At 64.4% G+C, this 5340-nt stretch carries 6 protein-coding genes; 4 read left to right on the top strand and 2 right to left on the bottom strand.

Features of this window, described 5'->3' with window-relative positions:
* Positions 1–722 precede the first annotated feature (722 nt).
* The 4 genes from rpmB to gatB all read left to right on the top strand — a co-directional run bounded on the left by rpmB (position 723) and on the right by gatB (position 4387).
* Entirely contained in the window at positions 723–986 is a 264-nt protein-coding gene (rpmB, locus tag NTX40_08665) for a 50S ribosomal protein L28 (GenBank protein ID MCX5649150.1), read from the top strand.
* A gap of 30 nt (positions 987–1016) precedes the next feature.
* The gene (gatC, locus tag NTX40_08660; GenBank protein ID MCX5649149.1) at positions 1017–1319 is read left to right on the top strand and encodes an Asp-tRNA(Asn)/Glu-tRNA(Gln) amidotransferase subunit GatC; all 303 of its coding nucleotides are present in this window, start codon (positions 1017–1019) and stop codon (positions 1317–1319) included.
* Between the two features lie 111 nt (positions 1320–1430).
* Positions 1431–2912, top strand: coding sequence for an Asp-tRNA(Asn)/Glu-tRNA(Gln) amidotransferase subunit GatA (gene gatA / locus NTX40_08655; protein MCX5649148.1), 1482 nt, complete (start codon positions 1431–1433; stop codon positions 2910–2912).
* Positions 2909–4387 (top strand): Asp-tRNA(Asn)/Glu-tRNA(Gln) amidotransferase subunit GatB, encoded by a 1479-nt coding sequence (gatB, locus tag NTX40_08650; GenBank protein MCX5649147.1) that lies wholly within the window; start codon positions 2909–2911, stop codon positions 4385–4387. Before gatA ends, gatB begins: the two co-directional genes overlap by 4 nt.
* A gap of 146 nt (positions 4388–4533) precedes the next feature.
* Here gatB and NTX40_08645 read toward each other — a convergent pair whose 3' ends face one another.
* Both NTX40_08645 and NTX40_08640 read right to left on the bottom strand, forming a co-directional pair.
* Positions 4534–4887, bottom strand: a complete 354-nt coding sequence (locus NTX40_08645) for a DUF86 domain-containing protein (protein MCX5649146.1) — start codon at positions 4885–4887, stop codon at positions 4534–4536.
* Positions 4877–5176 carry a nucleotidyltransferase domain-containing protein gene (locus NTX40_08640; protein MCX5649145.1) on the bottom strand — a complete coding sequence of 100 codons (300 nt, stop codon included), beginning with the start codon at positions 5174–5176 and terminating at the stop codon, positions 4877–4879. The genes NTX40_08645 and NTX40_08640 overlap by 11 nt, the downstream gene beginning before the upstream one ends.
* Between the last annotated feature and the right edge of the window lie 164 nt (positions 5177–5340).

Below are 5340 nucleotides of genomic sequence, written 5' to 3'. Positions count from 1 at the left end.
ATGCGCCCCGCTGAAAGAAACGGGCTTTTCGAAGGTGCAATCGGCGAACCATCCGACCATACGCCCTTGGTGGAAGCGCCCGTCGGGGTCCTGCGGGAAGTGCCAGCCCTCGAAATCGCATTCTTCAGCATCCTTGTCCGCCCTTCGACCTTGCCCTTCGACGGGCTCAGGGCCGTGAGCCCTTCGACCATGCTCAGGGCCCTGAGGCTCTCGAAGGGCATGGTCGAACGGCTCAGGGCGGCCCTCGTTCGACCCGGAGGCTCTCGACGGGGAGCATGGTCGAGGGGCCGCGGCCATTTGGCGGGCCGTCTGCCATACGAGGCGTGCGTCCTCGATGGAACCGCCGTTGGAGGGCGAATGGTAGAGGCATCGGCCCTCCGGCGAGGAGAGCCAGGCCGGGCGTGCGCAGTGTCCATAGGAACACCGCGAAGGAGCGGCGGCATAGACGGCTTTGGCGTCGGACATGGCGTAGAGGATAAGAAGATAGAGGATAGGGGGCAACAGGAATCAGTAAGACAATGCGGAATGCGGAACTCGGAACGCGGAATGAAAGGCGAAAGAGACAGCGCACGGCGAGATCACCGACAGGATCGCGAAACCGGAGCCCGGCTTCGTCCCAATGAACTTCGTCGGGGTGGGGGGGAAAAGGGGTTGCAGCGCAGCGGAAATTGCGTATACTGTCGCCCCTCGACTGCACCATAGGGACGCAGGGAGGATCGGGCGTGCCAGCAAAATGCGAAATCTGCGGCAAGGGAAGCATCACGGGTTCGACGATCACCCGTCGAGGCAAGGCCAAGTACCTGGGCGGCGTCGGCCGGAAGATCACCGGCATCTCCAAGCGCCGGTTCCATGCGAATCTGCATCGCGTCCGCGTCGATCTTCCCGACGGGACGCGGACGCGGATGCGCGTCTGCGCCCAGTGCCTGCGGGCCGGACGCGTCTCGAAGCGCACGAAACGCATCGTTCCCGCAGCCGACAAGGCCTGACCGACAGCCCTCACGCGGGCAGGGGATACTATGCCGCTCTCGAAGGAAGAAGTCCTCAAGGTCGGCACCCTGAGCCGGATCCGCCTCACCGACGAGGAAGTGGATCGCTTCGCGTCGCAACTGTCGTCCATTCTGGACTATGTCGGCAAACTGGGCGAACTCGACACCGACGCGACGGAACCCCTGGCCCACGCGCTGCCGATCCACAACGTCCTCCGCAAAGACGAGCCGCGGGAAAGCCTGGCGCCCGAGCAGGCGCTCGGCGGCGCGCCGGACGCGACGGACGGCTTTTTCCGCGTGCCCCGCGTCATTGACGACGGGACGGGGGCGTGAAACCATTTCGGATTGCGGATTGCCCTTCGAGAGCCTCAGGGCCCTGAGCATGGTCGAAGGGCGGATTGAAACGGCAAGCACCCCCGGCGGCGATCAAGAACCGAAATCCCTATGAACGCAAGCGACCTGACGGCCATCCAGATGCGGGAGGCGATGGGGAAGGGGAACCTCTGTGCGCGCGAGGCGACGGAAGCCTGTCTCGCCGCCATCGACCGGACCGATGCGAAAGTCCGGGCGTTTCTCTCGACCGACGCCGCAGCCGCCCGCCGACGCGCCCAAGAGATCGACCGGCGCCTCAAGGCGGGCGAAACGCCCGGCCTCCTCGCCGGCGTCCCCGTCGCCGTGAAGGATAACATGTGCACGGCTGACGGCCGGGCGACCACCTGCGCGAGCCGAATCCTTGAAGGCTGGAAAGCCCCCTACAACGCGCACGTCGTTGAGCGCCTGCTGGCCGAGGGCGCGGTCATCGTCGGCAAGACCAACCTCGACGAGTTCGCGATGGGGTCGTCCACGGAGAACTCCGGCTTCGAGGCCACGTGCAATCCCTGGGACTTGAATCGTGTGCCGGGCGGATCGAGCGGCGGAAGCGCCGCCGCCGTCGCGGCGCGCATGGTCCCCGTCGCTCTCGGGTCCGACACGGGCGGATCCATCCGCCAACCGGCGGCCTTGTGCGGCGTCGTGGGGCTGAAACCGACGTACGGGCGCGTCAGCCGATATGGCCTCGTGGCATTCGCGTCGAGCCTGGACCAGATTGGACCGTTCGGCCGGACGGTGGCGGACGCGGCCCTCGTGCTCCAGGCCATCGCCGGTCACGACCCCCGCGATTCGACGAGCGTCGCCGAGCCGGTGCCCGACTACCTCGCCCGGCTCGAGGAGCCGCTCGAGCCCCTGCGCATCGGCGTCCCGAAGGAATTCTTCGGCGAAGGGCTCGACGCCCAGGTCGAGCGCGCCGTCCGCGAGGCGCTCGGGGTGTACGAACGGCTCGGAGCGGAACTGGTGGAACTCAGCCTCCCCCACGCCACCGACTACGCCATCGCCGCCTACTACATCGTCGCGACGAGCGAGGCCTCGTCGAACCTGGCACGGTACGACGGCGTGCACTATGGGTACCGTTCCAGCAACCACGCCGACATGATCGATATGTACATGCGGACGCGAGCCAAGGGCTTCGGCGACGAAGTCAAACGCCGCATCATGCTCGGCACCTACGCGCTAAGCGCTGGCTATTACGACGCATACTATAAGAAGGCCCTCAAGGTCCGCCGACTCATCCGCGAGGACTATGAGACGGCGTTCCGCAAGGTCGACGTCCTCATAGGCCCGACCAGCCCGACGCCCGCCTTTCGGCTGGGCGAAAGGACCGCCGATCCGCTGGCCATGTACCTCTCGGACGTCTACACCGTCAGTTGCAGCCTGGCGGCCATTGCCGGTATCAGCGTCCCCTGCGGCTTTACGAAGGCGGGGCTTCCGGTGGGCCTCCAGATCCTCGGCAACGTGTTCACCGAGGAGCGCCTGCTCCGGGTCGCACGAATGTACGAACGGGAAACCGATTGGGCCGCCCGCCTGCCGCCCGTCTGCGAGGGCAGGGGATGAGCGCGTCGGAACTAACACCGACCATCGGCCTCGAGGTCCACATGCACCTGGCGACCCGCACGAAACTGTTCTGCGGGTGCGAGGTGGCGTACGACGTGCGGCCGAACTCGCGCGTCTGCCCCGTGTGCCTCGGCATGCCGGGCGTCCTGCCGGTGATGAACGAAAAGGCCGTCGAACTGGCCGTGCGGATGGCCCTGGCGCTCGGATGCACGATCCCCGACCTCGCGAAGTGGGACCGCAAGCATTACTACTATCCGGACCTGCCGAAGAACTACCAGATATCGCAATATGACCAACCGCTCGGTGTCGGCGGGTTTCTGGAGATTTCGGTCGAGGGCGGCACGAAGCGCATCGGCATTACGCGCGTCCACCTCGAAGAGGACGCCGGCAAACTCATGCATGACGAAGGCGGCGGAAACTCGAGCGTCGTCGACCTGAACCGCACGGGGACCCCGCTCCTCGAGATCGTCAGCGAGCCGGACATGAACAGCCCCGAGGAGGTGCGGGCCTATTCAACCGCCCTGCGCCAGTTAGCGGTTTACCTCGGCGTGGGCCACTGCAACATGCAGTTGGGGCAAATGCGATTCGAGCCCAATATCAGCCTTCGCATCGGCACAGGGCCCGACGGCAAGCCCCGCTACACCCCCATCGCCGAGATCAAAAACCTGAACTCCTTCCGCAGCGTCGAACGGGCCGTCGCCTTCGAGATCGCGCGCCACCGCGAAGAGTATGAGGCCGACCCGCAAGGCTACACGCTCGAGCGCCTCGGCAAGCAGACGCGCGGATGGATCGACGACCAGGAAGTGACGTTCCTCCAGCGGTCCAAGGAGGAAGCCCACGACTACCGCTACTTCCCGGAGCCGGACCTCGTGCCGTTCGTGCCCGACCGCGCGTGGGTTGAAAAGATTCGTGCAGAACTGCCCGAGTTTCCTGGTGTAAAAAAGCAGCGTTTTGTCGCCGATTACGGCTTGTCTGATTATGACGCTGGTGTTTTGACAAGCGATGCGCAAGTAGCTAAGTACTACGAAGAGTATGTGAACACTGCGGAACATACAGACGCCAAGGCGGCCGCCAACTGGATGATGCAAGACGTCATGCGATATCTTAACGAGCACAAGATCACAATTGATCAGTTCGGCCTGAAGCCACAGGAGGTGGCCGAGGTGAGTGATATGGTTATGATGGGCGCAATCAACCGGCAAACGGGGAGCGACGTATTAGCGATCAAGATAGAGACCCACCTGCCAACCAGGGAAATTGTCCAGGATCGCGGCATGGCCCAGGTTAGTGATACCAGCGAATTGGAGGCTGTCGTGGACCAGGTTATTGCGGCAAACCCCGGCCCGGCGGAAGACTACCGCGGCGGAAAAGAAAAAGCCCTCGGCCGGCTCATCGGCGAAGCCATGAAAGCCTCCGGCGGCAAGGCCAACCCCCAACTCGTCCGCGACATCCTCGTCCGCAAACTCCGCGGGTGAGGTGCCGGTTAGCCGCCGAGTTTACTCGGCGCGTTTCTTCCCGCCCCAGACCTTGTTCTCGGTGCCCCGCATCAGCCTTGCATAGTTCGACCGGTGGCGGATGATCACGAGTCTCGGCAGGGGCGATCGCCCCCATCTTCGGCGCGTCAATCCTGGTTGCCCAAGTCCGGTCCCACTACCTGCTCAAGAACCCGGATGAGCGGCGGCAGGTCCCTGGCTATGGTCCGCCAGAGAATCTCCCTGTTGATGTCGTAGTAGGCATGCACCAGGCGGTGGCGCATGTCGATAATCTCGCGCCAGGGAAGGGCGACGACATCCTTCTGCCCGTCCGCTGAGACCTGGCTGGCGGCCTCGCCGATGATCTCCACGCATTTCACGAGCGCCAGGGCGAACTGCCGGTCGCGGGCGAGGTCCTCGCACGTGCGGCCCTGGGCGAAGGTGACCGCATCGCGGGCGGCGTCGAGCATGTGCCTGAGGCGAATTCGATCCTCATCCCGCAAACTGCACCTCCGCCGTGGCGAGGACCTTGGCACGGAAATAGCGGCTCAGATCCTCGGCCGTCCTGAGGTCCACCTTCCGCCCGCCGAAATAGTCCGACAGTTCTCGCTCCATCCGGGCCAGGCCGATCAGCCCCGGCACGTGGTCCGGCTCGAATGCCACGAGCACATCCACGTCGCTCTCCGGCCCGAAATTCTCGCGAAGGACCGAGCCGAACAGCGCCAATCGCTGAATGTGGCGGCGCCGGCAAAACTCCGCCAGTCCCGTCTTATCTACCCCAATCTGAACCATGACCGCTTTCCCCAAGCCGGACCGCTTTCAAGGCCATTATACCACGCCGTGCGGCGGTGACAATGAGCGCCTTACTTGTCCTTCCTCTTTGCCCACAACCGGTTCTCGGTACCTTTCATCAGCCTTGCATAGTTCGACCGATGACGCACGAGGACCGTCGCCAC

The sequence above is a fragment of the Planctomycetota bacterium genome (assembly GCA_026387035.1).
GTDB lineage: Bacteria > Planctomycetota > Phycisphaerae > FEN-1346 > FEN-1346 > JAPLMM01.
The sequence above is the reverse complement of the archived record's forward strand: the minus strand, read 5'-3'. Positions and strand labels throughout refer to the sequence as shown.